The following is a 23,005-nucleotide window of genomic DNA, read 5'->3' on the forward strand; positions in this document are numbered from 1 at the left end:
AATCAACGTCTGCCGGTCACTTCCACAACAGGGAAAAGACAGATGCACAAGACGATGACGCCTCTTATTGGCATGCAAGCTCTTCGTGGTTCCAGAGGTCCGACGCGCCGCGAGGTGCTGGGCGGGATGCTGGCCGCATCGACCGCGAGCCTTGGCCTGCCGCGCATGGCGCGTGCCGCAGATGCCCGTATTTCTTATGTCGGTTGGGAGGGCTATGATAGCGCGTTCACCGCTGGGGGCTTTCTGGAACAGAACGGCGCGGAGCTGGATGCCACATATATCGCCGCGACCGAAGACATCATCACCCGGCTGCGCTCGGGCGGGATGGGCACGGTGGACATCACCAGTTTCAACCACCTCTACAATCCACTCATGGGCGAAGCCGGGCTGATCGCACCCGTTAAAACAGATCAAATGACCAATTTTGATAAGCTCTTGCCGCAGTTCCGAGACATGGCGACCGAGGCGGACGGCACCTGCTACGGCATTCCGCTGACCTTCAGCAGCTGCGCGCTGCTGTATAACCCCGCGATGGTTTCTGCCGCGCCGACGAGCTGGAAGGACTTCCTCGCACCCGAATACAAGGGCAAGGTCGCGCTGTTCAGCGACGCGCTGACCAATATCCTGGTCTGGGCGCCGGTGGCGACCGGTGTCGCCGATCCGACCCGGCTGACCAAGGCGCAGCTCGACGAGACCGTCGACCTGCTGATCACGCTAAAGAAGGAGCATGTCCGCGCCATGCCCGCGAGCCTCGGCGACGGGGCGGAGCTGCTCATTCAGGGCGAGGTCGCCATGATCATGGGCTGGGAGCCGATGGTGATCTGGTGCCGGGAAAAAGGTGTCGAGGTCTCCATTGCCAAGCCCGAGGAAGGCACCTGGGCCTTTGTCGATACGCTGAACATCGCGACCGACGCGCCGAATGCCGATCTCGATCTGAGCCTGATCGACCATGCGATCAGCGCCGACGCACAGGCGGAATTCGGCAATGCCAACCTTCTGGGGATCGTCAACGCCGAGGCGGTGGGGCAACTCTCGCCCGAGCTTCAGGAGCTCTATGGGTTCGACAATCTCGATGCCTATTTCGAGCACGCGCATATCTACCCGCGCATGTTCCCGCTTGAGCCCGAGGGTGATTTCGTGACCTACGATCAGGTGCTCGACGGCTACGACCGGTTCCTGCGGGCCTGACGGAACGGGACACGGAGGGGGATCCGATGGCAGCCGCATCGCTTCTGGAACTGCGCGGTCTGACGCGCCGCTACGGGACGATGACCGCGGTGCAGCCCATCGACCTCGCCATTCGCGAGAACGATTTCTTCGCGATCCTCGGCCCGTCGGGCTGCGGCAAGACAACCTTGCTGCGGATGATCGGCGGTTTCGTGCAGCCCTCGGACGGATATGTGCTGATTGGCGGGCGGGACGTCACCCGCCTGCCGCCGGACAAGCGCCCAACGGGCATGGTGTTCCAGAATTACGGTCTCTTCAGCCATATGACCGTGCGGCAGAACGTGGCCTATGGCCTGCGTCTGCGACGCAGGCCGCGTGCCGAGATTGGCGCGGAGGTGGAGCGGATGCTCGACCTCGTGCACCTGTCGCCCTATGCCGACCGGCCCGCCAAGGATCTGTCGGGCGGGCAGAAACAGCGGGTCGCGCTGGCGCGCGCGCTGATCCTCAAGCCGAAAGTGCTGCTGCTCGACGAGCCGCTCGCCGCGCTGGATCTGCAACTGCGCAAGGCGATGCATCAGGAGCTTCTGGCGATCCACGAGGCGATTGGCGGCACGTTCATTCTGGTCTCGCACGACCAGACCGAGGTGATGACCCTGGCGAACCGCGTGGCCGTGATGAGCGGCGGACGCGTCGCGCAGGAAGGCAGCCCGACCGAGATCTACGACCGACCCGCCGACCCGTTCGTCGCGCGGTTCATCGGCGACGCCAACCTGCTGCCCGCGCGGCGTACCGGAGGCGTGATCCTACTTGGCGACGGCGCGCCGCCGATCCCTTCACCCGGTGCCGACGCGGCGGTCGACGTGATGCTCCGCCCCGAGGCGCTGCGGCTTGTCGCTGGCCATGGCAGTGGGCTGCGCGCGTATATCGAGCAGGTGGTGTTCCAGGGCTCCCACGTTCGGGTGCATTGTCTTGCAAAGCAGGCCGGTGGCGCCGAGATGCGCGTGACCGCCACCCTTGGCCGAGACGTGTTGCCGGCCGGGTCAGGGCAGGGTGCTGCGGTCTCGATCACATGGGCGGAGGGCGCGCCGCTTGTCCTTCCGGCGGGGGCGTGACCATGCGCATGCCCGATGCCGAGCGCGCGCAACTCCGGCGCGAGGGGCTGAAGACAGCGTTGCTCATGGCGCCTGCGGTGATCGTGTTTATCGGGCTGTTCGTGGCACCGCTTGCCTGGTTTTTCGTGCAGAGCTTCTGGCGCAACGCGACGTTCCGCGTAGTGCCCGATTTTCAGTTCGGCAATTATGCGACCGCCTTTCGCGATTATGGCGGCGTGCTGCTGCGCACGCTGGGGACCGGGCTGGAGGTGGGGGGGATCACCACCGTTCTGGCGTTTTTCTTCGCCTATGCGGTGCGCTTTGCGCTGGGGCGCGCCGGGCCGTTGATCCTGGTGATCGCGCTCACCACGCTCTTCGGCGGCTATGTGGTCAAGGTCTATGCCTGGCGCTCGCTGCTGGGTCTCGACGGTATCCTGAACGGCGCGCTGATGGCCGCCGGGCTGACCGACGCGCCGGTCGAGGCATTGCTCTTCAACGCCGGGGCGGTGACGGTCACGCTCACGCATTACCTTCTGCCGCTGGCGATCCTGCCGCTTTACGGCGCGCTGGCGGATATGGACGAGACGGTGATCGCGGCGGCGCGCGACAGCGGCGCCTCGGCGCCGCGCACCATGTTCGACATCGTGCTGCCGCAGATCCGGCCCGCGCTGATCGCCAGTTTCGCCATGAGCTTCCTGCTCGCCGCCGGGGATTATGTCACCCCGGCGCTGGTCGGCAGCCCCGGCAACGCGATGTACGGCAATTTCATCCAGTCGCAGTTCGGGCTGCGTATGAACACGCCGCTGGGGGCGGCGATGTCCTTCAGCCTGCTGGGCTGCTGTCTGCTGATCCTTGCCACGGTCTGGCTGGTGATGCGCAGGGTGCTGAGGGCCAGATGAGACAGGGCGCCGTTCTCCCATTTGCCTTCACCGCCGCCGTGCTGCTGTTTCTGACGGTGCCGCTGGTGCTCTGCATGCTCTTCGCCTTTACCACCGGCAACGCGTCGAGCCTGCCGGTGCCGGGGCTTGGTCTGCGCTGGTTCCGGGCGCTCGACGCCAACCCGCAGTTCTGGGCGGCGCTGTCGGTCACCGCGCAGGTGACCGTCGGCTGCGCGCTGGCCAGCACGCTTACCGGACTGCTGGCGGCCATCGGCATGACGCGCATGTCCACCGCCCGCGCGATGAGCTGGCTTGTGGTGTTGAGCCTGCCGCTGATGCTGCCGCCGCTGGTGCTGGGCCTGGCGCTGCTGACCTTCTTCACCTCGGTGGGGCTGAAACCGGGCGTGACCGCGACCATCCTCGCGCATCTGGTCTTTACGCTGCCCTTCGTCACCGGGGTGCTTTACGCCCGGCTGTCCACGATGGACCGCGCGCCGGTCGATGCCGCCCGCGACCTCGGTCAGAGCCCGTTCGGCGCCTTTCGCGACGTCACCCTGCCAGCACTCGGCCCGACACTGATCGGCGCGATGCTGATCGCCATGGCGCTGTCGCTCGACGATTTCGTCATCACCTTCTTCACCACCAGCCGGAACACCCTGTCGACGCTGATCTGGGGCATGATGCGCCAGAGCATCACACCCGAAATCAACGCCATCGGCACTTCGATCATCGCCTTCAGCCTGTCGGTGACGGTGATCGCGCTGCGCCTGACACGCTACCGGGGCTGACCCTTGCTCCTCTTCCCTCGAAAGGATCCGTTATGACGACACCCGCCGCAAAACCGATGCATCTGGGATGGTTCATGGGGTTTTCCCCCGATGAATGGAACACGCCCTTTGGCAATGGCGGCGCGCCCTGGGACGGTCAGTTCTTTGTCGAGATGGCCAAGACGCTGGAGCGCGCCTGTTTCGATTTCCTCATGGTCGAAGACACGCTGATGGTGTCGGAGGCCTATGGCCATTCCATGGACACCTATCTCAAACACGCGCTGATGGTGCCCAAGCACGACCCGGCGCCGCTGGCCGCGATGATGACCTCGGCCACCCGCAATATCGGGGTGATCACCACCATGTCGACCATGGCCTACCCGCCTTTCATGCTGGCGCGGCTGGCCTCGACACTCGATCACATCTCGGGCGGGCGGTTCGGCTGGAACATCGTGACCTCGGGCGAAAACACCGCCGCGCAGAATTTCGGCATGGACGCGCTGCCCCCGCGTGAGGACCGCTACGCGATGGCCGAGGAATATATGGAACTGATCGGCGAGCTGTTCGGCTCCTGGGATCCCGATGCGGTGGTGATGGACCGGGAGGCGGGCCGCTATGCCGATGGCAGCAAGGTGCGGACAATTGATTTTCAGGGCAAGTATTTCAAATGTCGGGGCCCGCTCAACACGGTGCCCTCGCCGCAGGGACGGCCCTTTTACATGCAGGCCGGCGGCTCGCCGCGCGGGCGGGATTTTGCCGCGAAACATGCCGACGGCATCGTTGCGGTGGGCAATGGCATCGCCGGGATGAAGGCCTATCGCGACGACATCCGCGAACGGGCGGTCAAGTTCGGGCGCGACCCGGATCAGATCAAGATCTTCTTTTGCATCACACCGGTTCTGGGCGAGACCCATGAGGAGGCCGTCGCCAAACACGCCCGCATGATCAACAACGACCTTTTCATCGAGCAGAGCCTCGCGTTCATCGCCGGGGTGACCGACATCGATTTCTCGCAGTTCGATCTGGACAAGCCGTTGCCGAAGCTGACCACCAATGGCGAGCAGGGCTCTCTGGACAAATTCGCGCAATGGGGCAGCGGCAAGACGCTGCGCCAGCTGGTGATTGAAGCGTCGGGCGGGCTGGTGTCCTCCATCGAGCTGATCGGCACGCCGGACGAGGTCGCCGAGCGCATGGGCGAGGTGATGGCGGAGGTGGGCGGCGACGGGTTCCTGATCTGCTCGCCTTCGCTGCGGGTCGAGCGGCGCCATGTGGTCGAGATCGCCGACGGGCTGATCCCGGCGCTTCAGCGCCGTGGGCTGGCCCGGACGGAATACACCGGCAAGACGCTGCGCGAGACCGTGCTGGAATTCTGATCCTGCCGCGCCGCTGGCAGCGGCGCGCCCCCTTGTCACGGAGCATCGCCTTGGCCCGTCCCGCAGACCTTCCGCCGATGCTGGCCCATGCCCGCCCGCGCCCGTTTTGGCCCGACACCGTGCCGGCCAGCACTCCCGCCCCGGCGCTAGATGGGGATATCGCCTGCGATCTGGCCATTGTCGGGGGTGGATTTCTCGGGCTCTGGTCCGCCGTTCATGCGCGCCTGCGGTACCCGGACGCGCGGATCGTCGTGCTCGATGCGGGGGTTTGCGGCGGCGCGGCCAGCGGCCGCAATGGCGGCTTCTGCGCCCCGTCGATTTCGCACGGGCCGGGCAATGCCATGCGGCGCTGGCCGGACGAGGCCGAAACGCTGATCCGTCTCGGGGCCGAGAACCTTAACGACTTTGCGGAGGATCTGGAGGCGCTGGCGATCGAGGCGGAATTCGAGCGCGGCGGCAAGCTCGTTGTGGCGCGGACACCCTGGCAGGAAGAGGCGCTGAAAGAGACCGGGCGTCTGTTTGCGCGCTGCGGTATCCCGGCGCGCCTGCTGCGTGGCACGGCACTGGCGGAAAAGCTGGACTCGCCGGTCTATACGTGCGGCCTGTGGGAAGAAAACTACGCGCTGGTAAACCCTGCCAAGCTGGTGGCGGAGCTGCGGCGCGTTGCCATGGCGAGCGGCACCTGTCTTTACGAAAACACGCCGGTGACCGGGCTGCGCACGAGCGACGATGGCGTCGGGTTACAGACCCCCGGCGGCGCCCTGCGCGCCGGCAAGGTGATCCTCGCGACCAATGCCGCCCGCCCGTTGCTGCGGCGGCTCGCACCCGCGGTCATTCCCGTCTACGACTATGCGCTGATGACCGCGCCGCTGACGCAGGCGCAGCTTGCGTCCATCGGCTGGACCGGGCGGCACGGCATCTCCGACAGCGGCAACCAGTTCCACTATCTGCGCAAGAGCGCGGACAACCGGATCCTCTGGGGTGGTTACGATGCGATCTATCATTTCGGCGGTCGTCGCGACGCGGAGCGCACGCAGCGCCCCCAGAGCTTTGCGCGGCTGGCCGAGCAGTTCGCCGAAGCCTTCCCGCCGCTCGCCGATACACCCTTTGACTATGCCTGGGGCGGGGTCATCGACACCTCGGCCCGCACAACGTTTTTTACCGGTCTCAGCGAGGGCGGCCGGGTCGCCTGGGCGATGGGCTTTACGGGGCAGGGGGTGACGGCCACGCGCTTTGCCGCGCTGTCGCTGCTCGATCGGCTAGACGGGTTGCAGACCGAACGAACGAGGTTGCGGATGACCTCGACCCGGCCGTTTCCGTTTCCGCCCGAGCCGCTGCTTTATGCCAGTGTGCGGATGGCGCAGCATGGCCTGGCGCAAGAAGACCGCACCGGGCGGTGCGGTCTCACTCTCAAGGCGCTGGACGCGCTCGGAATCGGTTTCGATTCCTGAGGCAGCCAGCCGGATCAGAAGACCGGCATCGAGCCGCCATTGACCCAGTAATCCGAGCCGGTGACAAAGCTGGCGCGGTCCGAGCTCAGGAACAGCACGACCTCGGCCACCTCTTCGGGCTCGCCAATGCGCTGTAGGGCGAATTTCTTGTGCTCCTTTGCGAAGTGGTCGATGACCTTGTCGCGCTCCATGCCGCCATACATTTCGGCCAGCAGGTCAATGAAGCCGCCGGGTTTCTCCCAGATCGGTGTGCGGGTGGCGCCGGGCGAGACGCAATTGGCGCGCACGCCCTGCGGGCCGAACTCGATCGACAGCGATTTCATGAAGCTCAGAACGGCCGCCTTGGACATGCAGTAGTCGTAGAACAGCGGCTCCGGCATACGGCCGAAATCCGATGCGATGGCCACGACCGAGCCCTTGCCCGCCTTGGCCATATGTGGCACCGCCGCCCGCGCACAGCGCAGCACGCCCAGCACGTTGACGTCGAAAGTGTTCATCACGTCCTTGTCGCCGGTATCGCTCAGCCCCGTGCGGGTGGGCGCTACGCCGGCGCAGCAGACAAGCGCGTCGATCTTGCCATGAGCGTCGAGCGCCGCCTGCGCCAGCCGCTCTCCGCCGTCGCCGCGCAGGTCGACTTCGACGCCGGTGACGCTGCCGAGGCCGGACAGGCCAGACACCGCCGAGACATCGAGATCCCCGGCAATCACCTGCGCGCCTTCCTCGACAAAGCGCGTGGCGGTGGCGAGCCCGATGCCGGATCCGGCTCCTGTGACGATCACGGTCTTTCCCTGAAATTCCTGTGACATTTCATTCTCCTCCCAATGCAGCGAATGTGTGGTGATGGCCGGCGGGCGCACGCTAGAGCAACTGCCAAATCAGCCGGTCGAGCGAGATGGGGCCGCCGCCGTAGAAGACGAAGAACAGCGCGCAGAAGCCCCAAAGTGCATAGTGTTCGAACCCGTTCTGGTTCGAAAAGAACCCGTCCTTGATGTGGTGGATCGCGGACAGGAACAGCAGCGCCGCGCAGGTTAGCGCGACGGGCCGGGTGAACAGACCGAGCGCCAGCAGGGCGCCGCCCACCAGATTGTTCACCGTCGAGAGCCAGGCCCAGAACATCCCCGGCTTCCAGCCGAATTTCTCCATATAGGCCGCCGTTCCCGCGACGGTCTGGACCGGCATGCCGGTATTGGGGAAAAACTGGAAGCTGGCCCGGAGCGCGTAGAGTACCAGGACCACGCCGACCCAGACCCGCAACACCAGCGCCCAGATCGCAAAAATCGCGGGGAAGGATGTTTCGGCAAATTGAAAGAGCGACGGTGAGGCTGTGATATCCATGACGGTTCCGGTTGTTATTGGGGCGCCTGTCGGCCCTGTTTCGCGGGGGCCGGCTCAGGCCGTTTCGTGCGGCGTGTCGGCCTGTTCGAGCGCCCACCGGGCGATCTCGTCCTTGCGCATGAAGACAACGCCGGGATGCCCCTGCGCATAATCGACAAAATCGCTGATGACCTTGGCGATGCCGGGCTGACCGCCGATGCGGTCATGCACGCTGACCGACATCAGCCGGCGACGGGTCTCGGCCTCGGCATAGAGCATGTCGAACTCGTCGCGCAGATCGGACCCGAACGCTGCACCCGAGAGCGAGAGCATATGGAACCGGTCGATATCGTTGTTGCGCCTTGTGTAAGGCACGACGCCGAAGCGCCCGCCGTCGACCTCGACGGTAAAGGGCTCGTCGCGGCTGGTGTCGTCGATATAGTAGGTGAAGCCCAGCGACTTGAGGATGCTCAGCGTGTTGGGGCTGTTGCGCAGGGCAAAGGCGTTGAAACCGACGGGGCGGGTGCCTGTGGCCGCCTCGATCGCCGCGATGTTGCGGCTGTAGGAGGCGCGCTCCTCATCGGGGCTCATCCGCCAGTGAGGCTCCCAGGTGTGACCGTGCGCCGCCGCCTCGTGGCCGCGTTCGACGATCTCGCGGGCGATCTCGGGATGACGCTCCACCGCCTGGCCGACCATGTGCGATGTCACCTTGATGCCCTTGCGGTCCCACAGGTCCAGAAGCCGGGGCAGCCCCTCTTTCACGCCGTAATCGAACCATTTTCCGGTCGCGATGTTCGCGGTTTCCGGGTCCATCTCGGCAAAGGGGCTGTAGGGCGCCTTGTCGGGCTGCGCGCCGGCCTCGAACTGCATCGAAACCGAAATGACCAGGCGGGCGCCGTCGGGCCAGTATCCTGCTGCCATCGGTCTTCCTCCCATTTATTCGTTTAGCAACTAACGATATGATGGAACTATTATGGTGCACGGATCTATCTGTCAATCCACTGGTAAATAGCAGAAATAGGAAAAATTTGATATCTACACTATTGACTCATCTATGGTTCCGCATCTAGCGTCTTTCTAGTTCATTACTATCCTAATTATAAAACGCTCTGGGAGGAGAACAGGATGGCCAGAACCGGAGAGGTCCGGCGCCGGGCAGGTTATGACCTGACCCTGTGGCCGGCCTGCGTGCGGGGATATCCGCTGCGCGAGCAGATCGCCGCGGCGTCGGCGGCCGGGTATTCCTGCATCGCGGTCAACTCGGCGACCTATCTCGCGGCGCTGTCGGAAGGTCTCTCCGGCGCCGAGATCGCTCGGATCGTCGAAGACTACGGTCTTCGCGTCTCATGGGTGGATGCGGTCACCGGGTGGCTGCCCGTCCGCTATCCGCCACGCGCGCCGGAACTGAGGGACTTCCTCGATCACGACCTCGATATCGCCTTCGAGATGGCAGAGACGCTCGGCGCGACCTCGCTGCTCGCCGTCGGCAGTTTCGATCACGCCGCGATTTCGATGCAGGAGCTTGTCGACCGGTTCGGAAGCCTCTGCGACCGCGCGTCCGCACATGGTCTGCGCGTTGGGCTCGAGTTTATTCCGTTCTGGGGTATCCCGACCCTGCGCACGGCGCTGGATATCGTCGCGGCGGCTGGGGCGTCGAATGGCGGTTTCGTACTCGACAGCTGGCACCTGTATCGCGGCGACCCCGATCTTGCGCTGATCGGCGAGATCCCGGCGGGCAAGCTCTACGCCGTGCAGCTCGCCGATGCGGCGCTGCGGGTCCGGGGCGTCAACCTGCTCGACGACTGTCTTCAGTACCGTTGCGCGCCCGGGCAGGGGGCGCTGCCGCTCGACGATTTCATGGCGGCGGTGATGCGGCTCGGCGTGAGTGATTTCGGCCCGGAGATCTTTTCGTCGGCGCTCGACACCCTGCCGGCGCAACAGGCGGCGGAACTCTGCGCCGATGCGACCCGCGCGCTGCTGGAAAAACATCACATCGCCGCCTGAGGGCGGAAATCAAGTGGAGGATAAACATGGATCTTGGTCTTGAGGGAAAGGTCGCCGTTCTCAGCGGCGGCGGGCGCAAGGGTGGTATCGGCTGGGCGACGATCAAGCAGCTGACCGAGGCGGGCGCCAAGGTGCTGATGGGCGATATCCAGATCGACAGCGCCTATGAAGAGCTGATGGCGGACGGATCGGTGCAGGTTCTGGAGCTGGACCTTTCGCAGCCGGGCAACCCCGAACGGCTGGTCGAGACCGCAGTGGAGCGCTTCGGCAAGCTCGACCTCCTGATCAACAACCTGGGCGTCACGATTTTTCGCAGCGGGTTTCTCGATGTCAGCGACGAGGATTGGGATTTCACCTTCCGCACCAACTTCCTGTCGAATGTGCGCGCGTCGCGCGCGGCGATGCCGCATCTGATCGAGTCGAAGGGTGTCATCGTCAACCTGGCTTCGACCCTGGGAACGACGCCGGTGCCGAGCCTTGTCGATTACAGCGCCTTCAAGGCCGCGACTCTGAACTTCACCAAGAGTCTGTCGGAGGAATTCAATGCGCAGGGCGTGCGGGTCGTCGCGGTCTCGCCGGGCGCGGTTCTGACGCCGCACTGGACCCGCAAAGGCGGCGCGTTCGAGATGATGGCGGCCGAGCAGGGCGTCGATGTCGACACGCTGCGCGACGAGATCATTCCGCAGATGTTCGGCATGACCACGGGGCGCATGGTGCTGCCCGAGGAGATCGCCGCGACGATCTGCTTTGCCGCTTCGAAACAGGGCGGCTCGTTCTCGGGTCTGGCGCTGACCGTCGATGCGGGCTCGGTGAAAACAATCTGAAATCCGGCGTCTGGGAGGAGCCACTACCATGTCACAAGAAGCCGTATCCAAGCTTACCCCGGATGCGAAGACAGGCGGCCCGTCGCTTTTCGCGCGGCTGACACGGTTCGACGAGGCCGGTCTGCTTTTGGGCTTTGTCTTTCTGGTGCTGCTGATCGGCATCCCGCATCCGGAATTCTTCAACCCCGGCTCGATCGAGGCCACGTTGCGCCAGACCGCCTTTGTCGCGATCATCGCCTTCGGCATGGTGTTTCTGGTCGCCATGGTCGAGATTGATCTCTCGATCAGCGGGATCTATGCGGTCGCCGGTATGTCGATGGCGCTGCTGATCAAGGCGGGCGTCGATCCCTGGGCCGCGGTCTGCGTCGCGCTCTTGGCCGGCACATTGCTGGGGCTGGTCAACGGGCTGCTGTCGGTGCTGCTCGGCGTGCCGCTGATCATCGTGTCGCTGGGCACGCTGTCGGTGTTCTTCGGGCTCAACCTGATCATCTCGGGCGGGCTCGCGGTGTTCGGCATGCCGCGCGACCACTCGTTCTTCCAGATCGTCGGGGGCAACCATTTCGGTCTGCCGATGACGGTTTGGATCACCATCGCGACCGGCATCGTGCTGCATTTCGTGCTCTGGCGGACGCGCTACGGCGCGCAGGTCCGGGCCATCGGCTCGAACACGGCGGCGGCGAAGTTTCTGGGCATCAAAGTGGCGCGGACACGGGTGCTGACCACCGCCTTCGTTGGCTTCCTTGCCGCGCTCTCGGGGGTGCTGACCCTTGCCTTCTTCAAGGCCTCGGAACCCACCATCGGCGCCGGGATCGAGCTGCGGGTCATCGCGGCGGTGGTGATCGGCGGCACGTCGCTGGCGGGTGGTTCGGGCACGATCCTGGGCGCCGCGCTTGGCGCGCTCATCATCACGCTGATCGACAGCGGCATCGTCTTTTACGGCATCGACCCGGACTATTCGCAATTCGTGACTGGCGTCGTGATCGTCGTGGCCATCGGTCTCGACCGGCTGGCCAAGCGGCGCAAGACATCCTGACCGCGGATAAATTTCGCAAACGACTGAATGAGAGGGAGGAGCTCATGTCTATTCGAACTGCAAAGACGACCCTGACGAAGGGCGCCATCGCGGCGCTGGCAGCATTGTCGGCCACCGCCGGGGCGGCTCAGGCGCAGGACAAGGTGACCATTTCGCTGATCCAGATCCTGACGGTTCAGGAATGGGCCTCGGAGGTGGAGGCCGGCGCGCGTGCCGCGGTGGCCGATATCGGAGAAGACAAGATCACCCTGCGCGTGCAGGGGCCGGCCGGGTTCGAGTTGGCAAAACAGGCGCAGGTGACGCTGAGCGAGGTCGAGCGCGGCACCGATGCGATCATCCTGTCCAATGTCGCACCGGGGGCGATGATCGAGCCCGCCGCCATTCTGGCCGAGCGCGGTGTGCCGATCACCTGGATCGTCTCGGCGCCGCCGAACGAGGTGGAGAACGCGTTCTTCGTGGGCAGCGACCCCTATGCGGTGGGCGAGGCCGGGGCAAACCTGATCGTTGACGCGCTGGAAGAGAAACACGGAAAGTCCGCATCGGAGCTGTCGGGCGAGATTGTGCAGGGGCTCTGCGTGCCGGGGCTGCCGGTGCTGACCCGGCGGATGGAGGCGACCGAGGCGGCGGTTTCGGAGCGGATCCCCAACGCCACCTTCCTGCCGCCCTTCGACTCCAAGCTGGATTTGACCCAAAGCTATGCGTCCTGGAACCAGGCGATCCAGAAATACCCCGACGCCCTGTTCTATACCGATCCCTGCGAGGACGCGAACAAGAACATCCAGAAGATCCGGGTCGATGACGGTATCGACGTGCCGCAGGTCTATTACGACAACCCCGAGATCGCGCGGCAGGCGGTGCTGGATGGCGAGGTGACCGGCCTTGTCTCGTCGAACCGGTTCACCGAGGGCTATGTCGCGGTCTGGGCTACGGCCAAGGCGCTGATGGACGAGGAACAGCCCTTCCCGACGGGTTGGCTGCATGTGCCCTATAAGGTGGTCGATCAGGAGAATATCGGCGAATACATCGCGGCCTGGGACGATAACGGCGCCGGGCTGCGCAGCTTTTTCGATCCCGAGATCACCACCACCCGCGCGTTGCCGCTGACCGGCCTGCCGCCGACCAGCGACTATAACGGCGGCGCGCAGTGACATTCCGGCGGCGCCGCTTCGGTGGCGCCGCCTCACCCTATCTGTCGGAGGCATCATGACCCGTGAGATCTTTAGCGCGCGCGGCATCGGCAAGACCTATGGCGCGACCGTGGCGCTCGACAATGTCGGTTTCGAACTGCGCCCGGGTGAAATCATCGGTCTGGCCGGGATGAACGGGGCGGGCAAATCGACGCTCCTTCAGATCATCGCCGGCGCGATCCGGCCCTCTGCCGGCGAGCTGACCATTGACGGCCGTCCCGTCCAGTTCGGCTCTACCGCCGAGGCGCTGCGCGAGGGTATCGCCATCGTTTCGCAGGAGCTGAGCCTGTTCTCTTCGCTCTCGGTCGAGGAAAACCTGCGCATGCTCAAGGGGCGCCGTTCCTGGCCGTCGCGGTCCGTCTTCCGCAAGGAGGCCCGCAAGATCCTGAGCGAACTCGGTTTCGACTACGATCTGGGCCGCCGCCTGGAAGGGCTTAGCCTCGGCGAGCGGCAACTGGTCGAGATCGCCCGCGCTCTGCTGCAAAACCCGCGCGTGCTGATCCTCGACGAGCCCACCTCGTCGCTGCATACCAGCGAGGTCAAGCGCCTGCATGACCAGCTGCGGCGGCTGCGCGATCTGGGCGTGGGCATCGTCTATGTCACGCACTTTCTGGAAGACCTTATCGACGTCTGCGACGAGGCGGTGGTGCTGCGCAACGGGCAGCGCGTGGCCTCGCCGGACCTGAAAGAGCCCGACAGCCTGCCCGCGCTGGTGGCGGCGATGCTGGGCGACGACCCGCTGGCCGATCCCGAGACCGAGGACGAGTCGGACCATGCGCTGGAGGGCTACAGCTTTCCCGAGGGCGGGCCGCTGGTGATCTCGGATCTGCGTGGCGCGTCAGGCTTTGCCGTCGACGGGCTCGAGGTAAAGGCGGGCGAGGTCTATGGGGTCTCTGGGCTCGTTGGGTCCGGCGTGTCGGATCTGTTCGAGATCCTGTTCGGGGTGCAGAAACCGGTAGCGGGCCGGGTGCGTCTGCCCTCCGGCGTCCCGCAGCAACCCGATCCGGCGGCGGCGGTGAAGGCGGGCGTCGCCTATCTGCCCGCCGACCGCAAGACGCTGAGCCTGATGCAGCGCCAGTCCATCGCGGAAAACGTCGTCAGCGTTCGCTCGCTCGCGCAGGGGCGCGACGGCATTGTGCTCGACCGCGCGCAGACCGTGGCCTTGGCGCAGAAACGCTGCGATCAGCTCGGGGTGAAGCTCGCCACGGTAGAGCAGAAGGTCTCCGAATTGTCCGGGGGCAACCAGCAGAAGGTGGTCTTTGCCAAATGGCTTGAGGCGCAGCCGACGCTGCTGTTGCTCGACGATCCGACCCGGGGCATCGACATCCATGCGCGGCTCGAGATTCACCGCATCGTCCGGCATCTGGCGCAGGCGGGGCTCGTCGTGCTGGTCTATTCCAGCGACCCCGGCGAGATCATCGACCTTGCCGACCGCATCGGCGTCTTTGTCGACGGCAGGCTCGCCGGAGAGCTGCGCGGTGCCGAGATGACCGAGCACAACCTGCTCGTGATGATGAACTCCACCAAGGAGGCCGGGGCCGCACCGGGACCGGAGACAACGCAGAAATTGGAAACGGAGGGGCTGCCATGATTTTGGAAGTGGTCGAAATTCGGACGAAACCCGGCTCGGAGGACGTCTTTGCCGAAGGGATGAAGGCGGCGTTGCCGCTGTTTCAGGCGGCACCGGGGTTTCACGGCATCGACGTGATGCGCGCAAAGGAGAAACCGCAGACCTTTTTCTGTCTGGTGAAATGGGACAGCGTCGAGGCCCATACCGAACAGTTTCAGAAATCGCCGGCTTATGAGACGCTTTTCGGGCTCATCGGAGAGGCAATCGACGGCGGTGTCGCTGCGTTGCATTGCGATTACGTGGCCTCTGCGGCAGTTATGTCCTAGAATTTCTGCGATTGCATGGGCCGGACCTCGTTCCGGCCCCGCGTATTTTAGGATTGGACCCGCGCCCGATGAACAGCCTCCCCCCCGACCGGAGCTTCGGTCACCTGATCCGCGACGTGAACCGCTATTTCCAGCGTGAGCTCGGCCGGCGGATCGCACCGCTCGGGGTATCGCTGGGGCAATGGTACGCGCTGCGGGTGCTTTGGATTCAGGACGGGATCTCTCAGGCCGAGATTTCGCAGCGCGCGGGCGTTGCCGCGCCCAGCATCGTCGCTGCGTTACGCAGCCTGGCCGAGCATGGCTATGTGGTGCGCGACCGGCATCCCACCGATCAGCGCAAGAACATCATCTTCCTGACCAAGGCGGGGCGGCAGCTCGAATCCATCTGTCTGGCACAGGCCATCGAGGTGAATGCCTTTTCGCTGGCGGACCTGCCGGAGGAGGATGTTGAAACCTGCATGCGCGTGCTGCGCGCGGCCTGCGGGCGCTTTGTCGAGCAGGCGGAAGAGGCGGGTGCGGCGTCGGAGATCTGAGCCTGTCCCGACAATCGGCAGCCTGCGGACGCGAGCGCTACTCTGCGGGTTGGCCGGTCTCTCCGGAGTCGCTTCGCCGCAGACACCCTTGTCAAGATTCATTACCGGGTTAATCAACGTAGTCGGCCTGGAGTGACAAGCGGTGCCGGCACGGTCTTGTTCTGGGATGGCTCTGGCGACTGCCCACGATGCCGTTTGGCGACGGTGCGCGCGGTGCGGACAGCAATGTTTTCTGCGATCTTTCGAGGTCGGCGGAGCCGCTGGCCCGCAGCGGTGCGGGCTCGATGTCGCAGGGTGGGGCGCTTGACACCCGAATTTCGCTCGGGGATAGGCTTGTTAAGATGCGAACTTAATATCCGGCAAGTGCGCCTGCCTCCGACGGCAGGGCGCGTTGCGCGAGCTTGGGCATCAGACGGGCCGCAGGAGCGACGATGATCACACTTCCCCCCGATGAGAGCTTTGGGCATGTCATTCGCAATCTGAACAGATTGCTGCAACGTGAGCTTGCACAAAAGATCGGTCGTCACGGGGTCGGCATCGGGCAATGGTATGTGTTGCGGGTGCTTTGGATTCAGGACGGGCTGACCCAGTCCGAAATCGCGCAGCGTGCCGGGATTGCCGCGCCGAGCGTGGCGATCACCCTGCGCAGTCTCGCCGCCGAGCAGTTGATTGTCCGCGAGGGCCATCCAACCGACCAGCGCAAGAACGTTGTCTTTCTCACCAAGAAGGGCCGGCAGCTCGAGAGCCCCTGTCTCGAAGCTGCGGCCTCGGTGAACGCGGCGGCGCTTTCGGGGATGTCGCAGCAGGACCTTGCGCATATGATGGCGCTGCTCGTTTCTGCACAGAGCCGGCTAATGAGCGGCGATCCGACCGAAGCCGAATAAGCACTTGTGTCGTCTGGGTGGTTTGGACGCTGAAGGCGCGTGATCTGGGGCGTCCGACACCCTTCTTACTACGATGCGGGCAGCCCAACGGCACCGGTTCGCTGCGAGCTGCAAGGTCACTCAACACGTTGTCGAAGACATGTATCGCGCCCAGGGGATCGTCTATTTCATTATGAGTGTCCGCGCGAAGACAATCCGGTCGCGCTGATGCTATGGCGCGCTGGTCCGCAGCCTCTGGTACGCGTCTACGCCAGGTTGAGAGGCATTTTCAAACAGCCGAAGATGCCATGCGCCTGCGCCAAAACTTTACATAAGACGGATTATCCGCATGATCGGCACTTCTAAGGCGCTCTCTAGCTGTGATGCCCTTTGGCAAACGGTCAAAGCCTGATATCGTCCAGACGCTGGTCGCCGGGCAGTTTGGAGCGTTCCAGAATGATCTGGGAAATCGCGCGCGCGCGCACTGGATTGAGCGCGGCGAGAATCGGCGCCGCGTCGCGCTCGTTCATCGTGCCCAGCACCATGACCGAGACCTCGATATCGAGGTCGTTCATGATTGCCGCGGCATCCTTGGGCTTCATGTTCCGATAGAGCGCGACAAGCCGGTCGACATCGGCGGTATGCGCCGCCTCGACCTTTTGCAGCAGCTCTTCGAGCTCGGCCTTGAGATCGGCCAGCCTTTGCTGTTCCACCGCCAGCGTTTCGGCGGCGAGGTCGAGTTCTGCCGAGCGCTGTGCGTTTCGGTCTTTCTGGGTTTCAAGCAAATCCCGTTCTTCGCGGATCGAGGCCAAAAGATCCTCTGGCGCCTCGCAGACCTCTGCCGGCTCAGCGGCTTTCGGCGCGGCGGCAGGCTCCGGTTCCACGCTGGTTGCCGCCGATGCGGCGGAGACAAAGGCCGTCTGTTCCGGCGCCTCCTGCTGCGACGCGCTGGCAAGCTTCGGCTCTTCGAGAAGCGTCACGCCGATCTTTGCGGCACTCACGACCGCCAGACCGGCAAGGATAAGCGTGATGGGCCGCATCGCGTTCACGCCTCGCGCTGGCGAACGGTTTCAAAAAAGCCGCGCACCAGTTCGGACTTTCCGGGCACGGATGTCGCGCCGACCGGGCGCGTGGGCCGTTCGCGGCGCGTGCGGAAGGAGGGCTCTCCCCGCGCAGGTGCGCGTTCCTGCCGGGCCTCTTCCGCCGGCGGTTGACCGGCCGAGCGCAGCGCCGAGACGGTGCTTTCGCTGCGGTCCACCGCCGCCGAGAACGTGCCGATCATCGGTTCCATATCCTTCAACACGGACATGAGCAGACGCACGCGGCGGTCCACCACCCAAGCATAAGCCATCGTGCCGACGAGCAGCACAAGGATAGCGATGTCAATCACGAAGGACATTGGGAAGTTCCTCTTCTTCGTAGAGCTTTTCCATGAATTTTAGCGCCACCCGGCCATTCTTGCGGCGACCGACCTCGGCGCGCGCAAGCTCCTTGCCGGCGCAGCAGAGCGTGACCGGATCGTCCACCTGCATGCCGAGATCGAGTACCTGGCCGGGCACCCAGGAGAGCACATCGCGCATCGGGATCGAGGCCCGACACATCACCGCCGCCATGGCCACATTGGTGCCGCCCAGCATATCGGTCATCTTGAGCCGCCAGCCGGTATCGCCGCCGAGCTGACCGCCAGTGAAATGCTGCGACAGCACATCGCTGACCTTCTCAAAGGCGGTGTTCGGCAGCACAAAGACCATTTCGCCGCTGCGGTCCTCGATCTCGATGCTCAGCACGGCGCGCACGCAGGCACTGGTGGGCGGCGCCAGCAAAAGACCCTTGGGGTTGGTTTCAAGATGGTCGATTTTGAAACTCACCGGCGCGACATTGGCGAAGGCGCCCGAGAGTTCCTTTAGGACCTCCTCGCAGAACCCCTGCCCCACACGCTTTTCGATCGCGGTGAAGGTACGGGGGTTGCGCGCGCCGCCGGGCACGGCACGCCCGCCGAACGTGATCTCGAGTATGCTGTAGAGCAGATCCGGTTGCAGAATCGTCGCGATGGTGCCGCCCCAGCTTTCGGCATCGGTGACGGCAATAAGCGCTGGGTCAGGGAGGTTTTCCAGCGCGTCCTGACAGGTCAGATAGTCGATCTTTTTCAAACTGATATCGGCCATCGCCCCGAGATAGCTCTTGAGCACCTGCGCCAGAGACAGCGAAAACCGGTCGAACACCACCTCCAGCATCGGTAGCCGCGCATAGGAGTACTTCGCGCGCTCGACGATCAGCTCTTGAACGGCGCGGGTGTCGGGGTGGATGGGGGATTCGACGCTCATTGCACAATCAGATCCGCGATAAGGAATTCCTGGGGCGCATCGCTGTCGGAAATCGCGCGGGCGCGGCGCAGTAACTCGCTTTTCAGCCGCACCAGCCCGATCGTGCCCTGAAGGTCGCTTTCGTTGAGCTGGCGCAGATAGTCCTGAAAGCTGTCACGAAGGAAGAGTTTGCGCTCTTCGATATTCTCGGCCCCGGCGATGCGGGAATCGTAGGCCAGCGCGAGGTTGAGTTTCAGAAAGCGCGTGGTCTGCCGCCCGGTGGCGGTGGTCGAGGTGATATTGACGATAATTTCCTTGAAAGGCGTGACGACAATGTTTTTTTGCGCCTCGGCCCCGTGGCCGCCGGCCGCTCCGCCACCATGCGCGGCGGCCTCGGTTGCATGCGTTTCGTCCGGGGCCGCGGGCTTGCCGCCGCCACCGAGCAGCGCCATCGCTCGCTGCGGGCCCACAGCCGCCACCAGCCCGCCCGCCAGAGCCAGCAGACAGACGACGAGCAACACCGCAATGCGGATGAGGCGCCCTGCTTTTGAGGGCGCGGCGTCGCTTGGGGATGTCTTTGACGAGTCGGCCATGAACCGCGCTTTTGAACTCTACCTAATCTTGCATCACCATGCGCGAGAAACTGGATTAAAGCAAGTATAAATCCCAATGAAGTTCTTGATGAACAAGAACAGTTGTGTTTATTCTTGGGAAAGATTTCAGCATAGGCAGAAATAGACGTGCAAGCGATTCTCGACAATCTGAAGTCGCTCGGGTGGCGGCGACTCTCGGTTCTCGGAGGGACAGGCGTTGCGCTGATTCTGGCAATGTTTATCGGACTTTCCGTGGTTTCGACGCCCGATTACGTGTCGCTCTACCGCGATGTATCGCCGGCCGAGGCCGGGCGAATCGTCGAGTCGCTTGAGCAGGCGAATATCCCCGCCCGCGCCGAAATGGCCGGCACTGCCGTGAGTGTTCCGGCGGAGGACCTGGCGCGCGCACGGATGGAGCTGGCAGGCGCCGGACTGCCCAGCGACGGCACTCCTGGATGGGAGATCTTCGACGAGGCCAGCGGGCTCGGCATGAACAGTTTCATGCAGCGGGTGAACCGGTTGCGCGCCATGGAGGGCGAGCTGGCCCGCTCGATCCAGACCATCGACGGGGTCGAGGCGGCGCGTGTGCACCTGGTGCTGCCCGAGCGCGAGCCTTTCAGCCGCGAACGTGCCCGGCCCTCGGCCTCGGTTATCGTGCGTGGCGCGCGTCAGGTCAGCATGCGGCAGGCCCATGCGATCCGCTCGCTGGTGGCCTCCGCCGTACCGGATCTGGCGCCGGCGCAGGTCACCGTGCTCTCGGCTTCGGGCGAGACCATCCTGGCCGATGACGGTGAAGCGGGCAGCGAGGCATCGCTGCAATCCGCCCGGGCGCAGGTCGAGGACCGGCTCGGCCAGCGCATCGCACAGATCCTGACCGCCCGCGTGGGCGCAGGCAATGCGCGCGTGCAGGTGAGCGTCGATCTTTCGACCGAGCGTCAGGTCTTGCAGGAGCGAACTTTCGATCCCGATCAGCGTGTGGTGCGTTCCACCGAAACCCGCGAGGAGAGCCGCGAGGATCAGCGCGCCGCCGGTGGCGAGGTCGGTGTGGCCGACGATATCCCCGCCGCGCTGGCCGATGGCGCGCCGGGCACCAACAGCAATAGCTCCAACAGCACCAACGAGATCGTCAATTACGAGATCGGCGGCACCACGTCGGAGATCGTGCGCGAGCCCGGCGAGGTGGAGAAGGTCTCCGTCGCGGTGCTGGTCAACGGCATCTATAACGTTCAGGAAAACGGCGAAGTCGACTATCAGGAGCGCAGCGCCGAAGAGCTTCAGCGGCTCGAAGCGCTGGTGCGCAGCGCCGTCGGTTTCGATGAGGCGCGGGGCGACAGTGTTGAAGTTGTGAGCCTGCGCTTCATGGATTACTCCATGGATGTGGGCGAGCCGGTGTCGCGCAGTATCGGGCAGATCCTGTCTGAGAATCTCGGCACCATCCTGCGTGGGCTCTTTGCCCTGGCGCTTGTCGTGGTCGTGCTGGTTCTGGGCGTGCGCCCGCTGCTCAACCGCGCCTTTGCGCAATCCGGCGAGGCCGAAGCCGGCGGCGAGCTGCCGGCGCCCGAAGGCACCGCCGCCCTGCCCGCCGCCGCGGCGGAGGGTGGGGCCGGCGCAACCTCCAACGTCACCCATATTCACACCACGCGGCAGGGCAATTCCGATCAGACCGTCTATCACAGCGGCACCGTGCTCGATCCGCTGCCGCCCGGCTCCGAGAACGACATGATCCCCGTCGCCTCGGTCGAGGGCGGCGTGCAGCGCGGCTGGATCAATACGGTCAGCGGTCTGATCGAGCGCGAACCGGATGATGCGATCAAGGTGGTCCGCGCCTGGCTGGCAGAAGGGCCGAGCGCATGAGCTATGTCTTCGACCGTAATTTCGACGCCGAAGACGATGCCGTCCGGCGTGGTGACGCGCCGATTGTCGGCGCGGTCTTTACCCGCGCGGAATATGATGAGGCGGTGAGGCAGGCTCGCGACGAAGGCTTTCAGGCCGGGTTGCAGCAGGGTCGTGAAGACGCGGCGCAAACCGCGCAAAGCTCGGAATCCGCTCGCCGTCTTGCCGCGTCCGAAGCGGTGATCCCCGCCATGCAGGCGCTCTTTGCCGATGCCGACCGGCACCATGCGGCGCTCGAAGCGCAGATGGTGGAGTTCGTGCTCTCGGTCTTCCGCCAGGTCGCGCCCGATGTCAGCGAGCGCCTCGCAGACGGTCAGGCGCTACGCGAAGCAAAGGGCGCGGTGCGCATGGCGCTGGGATCGGCGCGGCTCGATCTTTGGGTGTCGCCGGATGCGCTGGAAGTCTCCAGCGCCGAGCTGGAGTTGGCCGCGCGGCAGGCAGGGTTCGGCGGGCGGCTTTCCGTCAAATCCGATCCCGTGCTTGGTGCCGGCGAGGTGCGCGCCGCCTGGGATAACGGCGTGATGGAATACAGCTTTCACGAAATCTGCGCGCGCATCCTCGGCGCGCTAGGGACGGCACGGCAGGAGATCGAGCTGAAGCTCGGGCAGAAACTGGCAGGAGAAGAGTCATGACCGACGAGGCGCAAACCACCGCGGGCACCGTCGCCGAAGCGGTTGCCGAAGAGGCCGCCGCCGAGCAGGCGGAGACCAAGCCCGGCGATAGCGGCAAGACCATCGACGCGATGCTGAATGTGGGGCTGAACGTCCAGATCGTTCTGGGCCGCACCCGCATGCCCATCGCACAGCTGCTCAAGCTCAGCCGCGGCTCGATCATCGAGCTCGACAAGAGCATCGGTCAGCCCGTCGAGGTGGTGATCAACGACCGGCTGGTGGCGCGTGGCGATCTGGTCAAGCTGCCCGACGACCGTCTTGGCGTCTCGCTGATCGAGATCGTCAAGGATTACGTGTCCGAAGAATGACCCGACATGGCGGCCTCCTGCGTGCCCTGCCCCTCTGCCTGCTGGCAGCGGTGCTTTGCGCGCTGGCCGCCACGCAGGCACAGGCGCAATCGGCGGGCTCGGACCTGCTGGGCGCCATCGGCGACGCGCTGAGCAGCGCGCCGGCGGGCTCGGACGAACGGGCGACGCTCTCGGGCCGGATCATCCAGCTTATCGCCGCGATGACGGTGCTGTCTCTGGCGCCCGGGCTGCTGGTGATCATGACCAGCTTTACCCGCTTCGTGATCGTGTTCTCCATGCTGCGCTCGGCGCTGGGGCTGAACCAGACCCCGCCCAATATGGTGCTGACCTCCATGGCGCTTTTCATGACCTTCTTTGTCATGCAGCCGGTCTTTGAGGATGCATGGGAGGGCGGTGTGCAGCCGCTCATGGACAATGCGATCACCGAAGAGCAGGCGCTTGGGCGGATCGGTGATCCGTTCAAGAGCTTCATGTTCGTCAACACCCGCGAAAAGGATCTCGCGCTGTTCCGCGACATCTCGCAGCGCAGCGACGCGGGTGGCGAGGTGACAGACCCGGCGCCGCTGCCGGAAACCGCCGAAGAGGCCGGCTGGCGCGAGCTGGTGCCGGCCTTCATGATTTCCGAGCTGCGGCGGGCGTTTTCCATCGGCTTTCTCATCTACCTGCCGTTTCTGGTGATCGACCTGATCGTCGCCTCGGTGCTGATGAGCGCGGGCATGATGATGCTGCCGCCGGTGCTGATCTCCTTGCCGTTCAAGGTGATCTTTTTCGTTCTGATCGACGGCTGGTACATGCTGGCGGGCAGTCTCATGGAAAGTTACATCCCCCTCGCCGGGGGCGGGTAAGACAGGCAGGA

General features: G+C 64.6%; 25 protein-coding genes. 18 read left to right on the forward strand and 7 right to left on the reverse strand.

The features are described 5' to 3' along the window. The first annotated feature begins 42 nt into the window (after positions 1–42). From I6N89_RS07250 to I6N89_RS07275, 6 genes are read left to right on the forward strand one after another with little or no spacing between them, the layout of a single operon-like run. Positions 43–1,188 (forward strand): ABC transporter substrate-binding protein, encoded by a 1,146-nt coding sequence (locus I6N89_RS07250; RefSeq protein WP_207017586.1) that lies wholly within the window; start codon positions 43–45, stop codon positions 1,186–1,188. Positions 1,189–1,214: 26 nt separating this feature from the next. Continuing rightward, positions 1,215–2,279, forward strand: a complete 1,065-nt coding sequence (locus tag I6N89_RS07255; protein WP_207017587.1) for an ABC transporter ATP-binding protein — start codon at positions 1,215–1,217, stop codon at positions 2,277–2,279. Between the two features lie 2 nt (positions 2,280–2,281). Beyond that, the gene (locus I6N89_RS07260; protein ID WP_207017588.1) at positions 2,282–3,157 is read left to right on the forward strand and encodes an ABC transporter permease; all 876 of its coding nucleotides are present in this window, start codon (positions 2,282–2,284) and stop codon (positions 3,155–3,157) included. Continuing rightward, the gene (locus I6N89_RS07265; RefSeq protein ID WP_207017589.1) at positions 3,154–3,924 is read left to right on the forward strand and encodes an ABC transporter permease; all 771 of its coding nucleotides are present in this window, start codon (positions 3,154–3,156) and stop codon (positions 3,922–3,924) included. Before I6N89_RS07260 ends, I6N89_RS07265 begins: the two co-directional genes overlap by 4 nt. A 32-nt stretch (positions 3,925–3,956) precedes the next feature. Further along, entirely contained in the window at positions 3,957–5,276 is a 1,320-nt protein-coding gene (locus tag I6N89_RS07270) for an NtaA/DmoA family FMN-dependent monooxygenase (protein ID WP_236016482.1), read from the forward strand. Between the two features lie 50 nt (positions 5,277–5,326). Beyond that, complete coding sequence (locus tag I6N89_RS07275; RefSeq protein WP_236016483.1) at positions 5,327–6,727, forward strand: NAD(P)/FAD-dependent oxidoreductase; 1,401 nt, start codon at positions 5,327–5,329, stop codon at positions 6,725–6,727. Positions 6,728–6,741: 14 nt separating this feature from the next. Here I6N89_RS07275 and I6N89_RS07280 read toward each other — a convergent pair whose 3' ends face one another. The 3 genes from I6N89_RS07280 to I6N89_RS07290 are packed head-to-tail and all read right to left on the reverse strand — an operon-like array spanning position 6,742 to position 8,962. Next, positions 6,742–7,533 (reverse strand): SDR family NAD(P)-dependent oxidoreductase, encoded by a 792-nt coding sequence (locus tag I6N89_RS07280; RefSeq protein WP_207017590.1) that lies wholly within the window; start codon positions 7,531–7,533, stop codon positions 6,742–6,744. A gap of 52 nt (positions 7,534–7,585) precedes the next feature. Further along, positions 7,586–8,062 carry a DoxX family protein gene (locus I6N89_RS07285; RefSeq protein ID WP_207017591.1) on the reverse strand — a complete coding sequence of 159 codons (477 nt, stop codon included), beginning with the start codon at positions 8,060–8,062 and terminating at the stop codon, positions 7,586–7,588. A gap of 54 nt (positions 8,063–8,116) precedes the next feature. After that, positions 8,117–8,962, reverse strand: coding sequence for a polysaccharide deacetylase family protein (locus I6N89_RS07290; RefSeq protein ID WP_207017592.1), 846 nt, complete (start codon positions 8,960–8,962; stop codon positions 8,117–8,119). 204 nt (positions 8,963–9,166) lie between these two features. On the opposite strand from I6N89_RS07290, the gene I6N89_RS07295 reads away from it, so the two are divergent. The 8 genes from I6N89_RS07295 (at position 9,167) to I6N89_RS07330 (ending at position 16,402) form a co-directional block, all read left to right on the forward strand. Beyond that, on the forward strand, positions 9,167–10,045 hold the full coding sequence (locus I6N89_RS07295; protein WP_207017593.1) for a sugar phosphate isomerase/epimerase family protein: 879 nt from the start codon (positions 9,167–9,169) through the stop codon (positions 10,043–10,045). A gap of 26 nt (positions 10,046–10,071) precedes the next feature. After that, a complete protein-coding gene (locus I6N89_RS07300) occupies positions 10,072–10,869 on the forward strand; it encodes an SDR family NAD(P)-dependent oxidoreductase (protein ID WP_207017594.1) in 798 nt (265 codons plus the stop codon). 28 nt (positions 10,870–10,897) lie between these two features. After that, on the forward strand, positions 10,898–11,902 hold the full coding sequence (locus I6N89_RS07305; RefSeq protein WP_207017595.1) for an ABC transporter permease: 1,005 nt from the start codon (positions 10,898–10,900) through the stop codon (positions 11,900–11,902). Between the two features lie 44 nt (positions 11,903–11,946). Beyond that, complete coding sequence (locus I6N89_RS07310; protein WP_207017596.1) at positions 11,947–13,050, forward strand: sugar ABC transporter substrate-binding protein; 1,104 nt, start codon at positions 11,947–11,949, stop codon at positions 13,048–13,050. Between the two features lie 55 nt (positions 13,051–13,105). Then, entirely contained in the window at positions 13,106–14,680 is a 1,575-nt protein-coding gene (locus tag I6N89_RS07315) for a sugar ABC transporter ATP-binding protein (RefSeq protein ID WP_207017597.1), read from the forward strand. Further along, positions 14,677–14,985, forward strand: coding sequence for an antibiotic biosynthesis monooxygenase family protein (locus I6N89_RS07320; protein WP_207017598.1), 309 nt, complete (start codon positions 14,677–14,679; stop codon positions 14,983–14,985). Before I6N89_RS07315 ends, I6N89_RS07320 begins: the two co-directional genes overlap by 4 nt. Before the next feature lie 68 nt (positions 14,986–15,053). Further along, complete coding sequence (locus tag I6N89_RS07325) at positions 15,054–15,518, forward strand: MarR family winged helix-turn-helix transcriptional regulator (RefSeq protein WP_207017599.1); 465 nt, start codon at positions 15,054–15,056, stop codon at positions 15,516–15,518. A 431-nt stretch (positions 15,519–15,949) separates the two neighbouring features. Next, the gene (locus I6N89_RS07330) at positions 15,950–16,402 is read left to right on the forward strand and encodes a MarR family winged helix-turn-helix transcriptional regulator (protein WP_207017600.1); all 453 of its coding nucleotides are present in this window, start codon (positions 15,950–15,952) and stop codon (positions 16,400–16,402) included. Positions 16,403–16,782: 380 nt separating this feature from the next. Here the strand turns inward: I6N89_RS07330 and I6N89_RS07335 are convergent, their stop codons facing one another. The 4 genes from I6N89_RS07335 to I6N89_RS07350 are packed head-to-tail and all read right to left on the reverse strand — an operon-like array spanning position 16,783 to position 19,277. Then, positions 16,783–17,421, reverse strand: a complete 639-nt coding sequence (locus I6N89_RS07335; protein WP_207017601.1) for a MotE family protein — start codon at positions 17,419–17,421, stop codon at positions 16,783–16,785. 5 nt (positions 17,422–17,426) lie between these two features. Beyond that, positions 17,427–17,780 carry a flagellar motor switch protein gene (locus tag I6N89_RS07340; protein ID WP_207017602.1) on the reverse strand — a complete coding sequence of 118 codons (354 nt, stop codon included), beginning with the start codon at positions 17,778–17,780 and terminating at the stop codon, positions 17,427–17,429. Further along, complete coding sequence (locus I6N89_RS07345; RefSeq protein ID WP_207017603.1) at positions 17,764–18,705, reverse strand: flagellar motor switch protein FliM; 942 nt, start codon at positions 18,703–18,705, stop codon at positions 17,764–17,766. The genes I6N89_RS07340 and I6N89_RS07345 overlap by 17 nt, the downstream gene beginning before the upstream one ends. Beyond that, positions 18,702–19,277, reverse strand: a complete 576-nt coding sequence (locus I6N89_RS07350; RefSeq protein WP_207017604.1) for a flagellar basal body-associated FliL family protein — start codon at positions 19,275–19,277, stop codon at positions 18,702–18,704. Before I6N89_RS07350 ends, I6N89_RS07345 begins: the two co-directional genes overlap by 4 nt. Positions 19,278–19,424: 147 nt before the next feature. Here I6N89_RS07350 and fliF point away from each other — a divergent pair, with 147 nt between their 5' ends. Genes fliF through fliP form a run of 4 tightly spaced genes read left to right on the forward strand, consistent with a single transcriptional unit; the run spans position 19,425 to position 22,994 of the window. Further along, positions 19,425–21,131 (forward strand): flagellar basal-body MS-ring/collar protein FliF, encoded by a 1,707-nt coding sequence (gene fliF, locus I6N89_RS07355; protein ID WP_207017605.1) that lies wholly within the window; start codon positions 19,425–19,427, stop codon positions 21,129–21,131. Then, entirely contained in the window at positions 21,128–21,802 is a 675-nt protein-coding gene (locus I6N89_RS07360; protein ID WP_207017606.1) for a FliH/SctL family protein, read from the forward strand. Before fliF ends, I6N89_RS07360 begins: the two co-directional genes overlap by 4 nt. Beyond that, positions 21,799–22,149, forward strand: a complete 351-nt coding sequence (locus tag I6N89_RS07365) for a FliM/FliN family flagellar motor switch protein (protein ID WP_207017607.1) — start codon at positions 21,799–21,801, stop codon at positions 22,147–22,149. The genes I6N89_RS07360 and I6N89_RS07365 overlap by 4 nt, the downstream gene beginning before the upstream one ends. Then, the gene (gene fliP, locus I6N89_RS07370; protein ID WP_207017608.1) at positions 22,146–22,994 is read left to right on the forward strand and encodes a flagellar type III secretion system pore protein FliP; all 849 of its coding nucleotides are present in this window, start codon (positions 22,146–22,148) and stop codon (positions 22,992–22,994) included. Before I6N89_RS07365 ends, fliP begins: the two co-directional genes overlap by 4 nt. The last annotated feature ends 11 nt before the right edge of the window (positions 22,995–23,005 follow it).

The sequence above is a fragment of the Salipiger abyssi genome (assembly GCF_017311415.1).
Taxonomy (GTDB): domain Bacteria; phylum Pseudomonadota; class Alphaproteobacteria; order Rhodobacterales; family Rhodobacteraceae; genus Salipiger; species Salipiger abyssi_A.

What these genes read in the sequence shown, in the direction of transcription:
- I6N89_RS07250 (WP_207017586.1), top strand. Translation starts at nt 43, where the DNA reads ATGCACAAGACGATGACGCCTCTTATTGGCATGCAAGCTCTTCGTGGT.
- I6N89_RS07255 (WP_207017587.1), top strand. Translation starts at nt 1,215, where the DNA reads ATGGCAGCCGCATCGCTTCTGGAACTGCGCGGTCTGACGCGCCGCTAC.
- I6N89_RS07260 (WP_207017588.1), top strand. Translation starts at nt 2,282, where the DNA reads ATGCGCATGCCCGATGCCGAGCGCGCGCAACTCCGGCGCGAGGGGCTG.
- I6N89_RS07265 (WP_207017589.1), top strand. Translation starts at nt 3,154, where the DNA reads ATGAGACAGGGCGCCGTTCTCCCATTTGCCTTCACCGCCGCCGTGCTG.
- I6N89_RS07270 (WP_236016482.1), top strand. Translation starts at nt 3,957, where the DNA reads ATGACGACACCCGCCGCAAAACCGATGCATCTGGGATGGTTCATGGGG.
- I6N89_RS07280 (WP_207017590.1), bottom strand. Translation starts at nt 7,533, where the DNA reads ATGTCACAGGAATTTCAGGGAAAGACCGTGATCGTCACAGGAGCCGGA.
- I6N89_RS07285 (WP_207017591.1), bottom strand. Translation starts at nt 8,062, where the DNA reads ATGGATATCACAGCCTCACCGTCGCTCTTTCAATTTGCCGAAACATCC.
- I6N89_RS07290 (WP_207017592.1), bottom strand. Translation starts at nt 8,962, where the DNA reads ATGGCAGCAGGATACTGGCCCGACGGCGCCCGCCTGGTCATTTCGGTT.
- I6N89_RS07295 (WP_207017593.1), top strand. Translation starts at nt 9,167, where the DNA reads ATGGCCAGAACCGGAGAGGTCCGGCGCCGGGCAGGTTATGACCTGACC.
- I6N89_RS07300 (WP_207017594.1), top strand. Translation starts at nt 10,072, where the DNA reads ATGGATCTTGGTCTTGAGGGAAAGGTCGCCGTTCTCAGCGGCGGCGGG.
- I6N89_RS07305 (WP_207017595.1), top strand. Translation starts at nt 10,898, where the DNA reads ATGTCACAAGAAGCCGTATCCAAGCTTACCCCGGATGCGAAGACAGGC.
- I6N89_RS07310 (WP_207017596.1), top strand. Translation starts at nt 11,947, where the DNA reads ATGTCTATTCGAACTGCAAAGACGACCCTGACGAAGGGCGCCATCGCG.
- I6N89_RS07315 (WP_207017597.1), top strand. Translation starts at nt 13,106, where the DNA reads ATGACCCGTGAGATCTTTAGCGCGCGCGGCATCGGCAAGACCTATGGC.
- I6N89_RS07320 (WP_207017598.1), top strand. Translation starts at nt 14,677, where the DNA reads ATGATTTTGGAAGTGGTCGAAATTCGGACGAAACCCGGCTCGGAGGAC.
- I6N89_RS07325 (WP_207017599.1), top strand. Translation starts at nt 15,054, where the DNA reads ATGAACAGCCTCCCCCCCGACCGGAGCTTCGGTCACCTGATCCGCGAC.
- I6N89_RS07330 (WP_207017600.1), top strand. Translation starts at nt 15,950, where the DNA reads ATGATCACACTTCCCCCCGATGAGAGCTTTGGGCATGTCATTCGCAAT.
- I6N89_RS07335 (WP_207017601.1), bottom strand. Translation starts at nt 17,421, where the DNA reads ATGCGGCCCATCACGCTTATCCTTGCCGGTCTGGCGGTCGTGAGTGCC.
- I6N89_RS07340 (WP_207017602.1), bottom strand. Translation starts at nt 17,780, where the DNA reads ATGTCCTTCGTGATTGACATCGCTATCCTTGTGCTGCTCGTCGGCACG.
- I6N89_RS07345 (WP_207017603.1), bottom strand. Translation starts at nt 18,705, where the DNA reads ATGAGCGTCGAATCCCCCATCCACCCCGACACCCGCGCCGTTCAAGAG.
- I6N89_RS07350 (WP_207017604.1), bottom strand. Translation starts at nt 19,277, where the DNA reads ATGGCCGACTCGTCAAAGACATCCCCAAGCGACGCCGCGCCCTCAAAA.
- I6N89_RS07360 (WP_207017606.1), top strand. Translation starts at nt 21,128, where the DNA reads ATGAGCTATGTCTTCGACCGTAATTTCGACGCCGAAGACGATGCCGTC.
- I6N89_RS07365 (WP_207017607.1), top strand. Translation starts at nt 21,799, where the DNA reads ATGACCGACGAGGCGCAAACCACCGCGGGCACCGTCGCCGAAGCGGTT.
- fliP (WP_207017608.1), top strand. Translation starts at nt 22,146, where the DNA reads ATGACCCGACATGGCGGCCTCCTGCGTGCCCTGCCCCTCTGCCTGCTG.